This is a genomic window from Endozoicomonas sp. SESOKO4 (assembly GCF_024606275.1).
The window spans coordinates 1-2938 of sequence record NZ_JAHHPS010000671.1 but is presented as its reverse complement, the minus strand read 5'-3'; the positions used below and the strand labels follow the sequence as shown (position 1 = coordinate 2938).

The window sequence follows — 2938 nt, the reverse complement described above, 5'->3', positions numbered from 1 at the left end:
GATCACGACGATCCAGCTGTCGGGCACGCATATAGCTGTATTTCTTACCGCTGATACTGGTCAGGATGTTATCGTCACGAATGATGGTGGGCCTCAGGAAGACCATCAGGTTACGCTTTTTCACCTCGCTGGAGGTGGAGCGAAAGAGAGCACCTATGTAGGGAATGTCACCCAGCAGTGGCACTTTGGAAACACTTTCCTGCACGTCTTCATCCAGCAATCCGCCAATAACAATGGTGTCACCACTGCGTGCCATGATGGATGTTTTCACTTCACGTTTGGAGAAAGTGACATCGACGGATGTGGTACCATTAACACCAGACACTTCCTGAGTAATATCCAGCATCACCGAATCTCCCTCATTGATCTGGGGCTTAACAGTCATCTTCACACCTACTTCCTTACGCTCTACGGTCTGGAAAGGGTTGTCGTTGTTTGAACTGGAGGCAGAACCGGTGATAACAGGGACTTCGTCGCCCACTATGAAAGAAGACTCTTCGTTATCCAGCGTCATCAGGCTCGGAGTCGCCAGAACATTGGATTTTGTTGAGCTGGTAACAGCCTGCAAAAGGGCTGTCCAGTCGCCGGATGTGATACTGAAGGCCGCACCAGAAACACCGGCCAGAGCATCATATAATTTGGTGTAATCACCCGGCTGATCAGGATTGACAGTGACATTGCCATTTTCACTGATGACTGTTGAGCCTGGCTTATCTTCAGCATCTTTCAGACCGGCCATGATCTGGCCAATCGGAACCGTTCGGCCATCGTTAAACTGCATCATACTGCCGCTGTTAGCATTGGCTAGCTGGAAGGAGAGGTTAATGCCATCGCCATCCGCTACCTCAACGATAATGGCTTCGACCAGAACCTGGGCACGACGAATATCAAGCTGCTTGATGACACTTTCCAGACTTTTCATAATGTCTGGCTGAGCGGTGACCACCAGAGCGTTGGTTTGCTCATGAACATTGATACTGAACTTCTGGTTATTACGAACAACTGTCTTACCGCTGTCTTTTTCTGCCTGAACCGTTTGACCCACACCTTCCATGACTTCTTTCAGTTCTTCCGCCTTGGCATACCTCAAATAGAAGACGCGGGTATTGCCGGATGATTCCTGTTCGGCATCCAGTTGATAGACAATACGATTCACTTTTTGCAGTTGTCTTGTCTGGCCGGCAACAATCAGTCGATTGCTGCGATCATCAGCAACCACGGTCACCCGGGAAGTACTGCCCTTGCCGCCTTTTTCCTGCAGCAGGGAAGTGAGAATTCGCTGCATTTCAGAAGCAGAAGCGTACTCGAGCTGAATAACCGAGAAGTTTCGGTTGCCGGCCATATCCACTCGTCTGACAATCTCAACCAGACGCTTCACATTGGCTGCACGGCCGGTCATCAGAAGAATGTTGGAGGGGTCGTAGTGAACGACATTGCCCGCTGTATCATTCAGCTGGCGCAATAACGGAGACAGTTCTCTCACCGGCACGTTCTGAACCGGTAGCACCCAGGTAACAAACTCATCACCCTGCCCCGGCTTTTGCCTGTCAGCCAGTGCAATCGCCGACATTTTTGCGTTCTTGTCCTGAACAATTTTCAGGACATTATTCTCTTGTTCGATAACGGCAAAACCGTGGACTTCCAGAACGTTCAAAAAGAGCTGATAGTATTGTTCAGCATTGAGTTTGTCATAGGAACGGACCGTTACAGAGCCACGCACAGCGGGGTCCAGAATAATGGTTTTGTTCAGAGTGGCGCTGACTGTACTGGCAAATTCAGCAATATCGGCCTTTTCAAAACTGGCAGAATATTGCTGGAAATTGGCAGATGTCTGACCGGCAAAAAAAGATGTTGTAGCCAGTAAAATTCCTGCTGTCACTGAGCAGATCTGTCTGCGCAGCCGTCTCATAACATCCTGATTTACACATTTCCGGGCCATGGCCCCGCTAAGCGATTCAGGGAATAATATTAATAACCCTGTTTTTCCTCTAACACTCATAGTCTGACTTCTATTTCATAGAGACGACCATTTCTTTCAATGGTCATCGATAGCTGGGTGAGCTGCTTGATTTCCTGCAGCAGCTTCATGGTGTCGTTGCTGTCACTCAGGTCATATCCGTTAATAGACAGGGCTATATCATCAGGCTTCAGGCCTGACTCACGAAAAACGTCAGGAAGCTTGCCAGGGGTTAACTGATAGCCAACCAGCTGACCATCCTTCTGAGCCGCGTTGATCTGGACAAAATCCGTAAAAGAGGCTGGATCAGAGATCACTCGTTGACGTAATTCTGCCAAACGACTACTGTCTCTTTTTTCTACTTTTCGATCCGCTTCATCGGGGTAAAGCAACAAGGCTTCGAGCTTGCCCCTGTTGAATACAATCACCCGATCTTCATAAATATCTTTCACTTCAGCACTGGAACCCTGAAGCTTTTCACCAATTCGATAAGTGCGATCACGGCCACCGGAATGAATCACAGCGACGGAATCAGCAGGAACTGAACTGGCAACAATACCGGTTACTTTTGCAGACAGGCGGGACTTTGGAACGGCGTTGGGGTCGATATCGCTTTTATCCGTTTGTTTCAGCTTGACAGGCTCCTGACCAAACAGATGAAAGTCATTCAGCGCAGGGTAGGCATCCTGTTCCGATTGACGACCATTTACCACCGTTGATTGAGGCTGCCAAGAATGAATCGTGGCGCTGTCAGAACCTTTCAGGACTTGCCATGTAAGACGAGCCAGCTGCTGAGTCAGAAGAATGACCAGCAGTACTTCACAGCCAATAATCAGTCGCCGCACGCCGGTCTGTGACAACACACCGGCAATGTTAAAGTCAGGCGAGGACAGAGGGCCAGAGGCTTTTAGTCTGTTGAGCAGGGTTGGTGGCATGGTACAACTTATTCATCAATTCGTTTATCAGTCCAATGCCCATAAA

Annotated in this window: 2 protein-coding genes; both read right to left on the bottom strand. The window is 48.9% G+C overall.

The window, feature by feature from the left end; genetic code table 11:
* On the bottom strand, positions 1-1879 hold a 1879-nt coding region (gene gspD / locus KDK16_RS12985; RefSeq protein ID WP_257276447.1), incomplete at its 3' end, for a type II secretion system secretin GspD.
* Positions 1880-1995: 116 nt separating this feature from the next.
* Positions 1996-2892, bottom strand: coding sequence for a type II secretion system protein GspC (gspC, locus tag KDK16_RS12980; RefSeq protein ID WP_257254462.1), 897 nt, complete (start codon positions 2890-2892; stop codon positions 1996-1998).
* Positions 2893-2938: the final 46 nt, after the last annotated feature.

Coding starts and splice junctions, on each gene's coding strand:
- gspC (WP_257254462.1), bottom strand. CDS start 2,892: ATGCCACCAACCCTGCTCAACAGACTAAAAGCCTCTGGCCCTCTGTCC.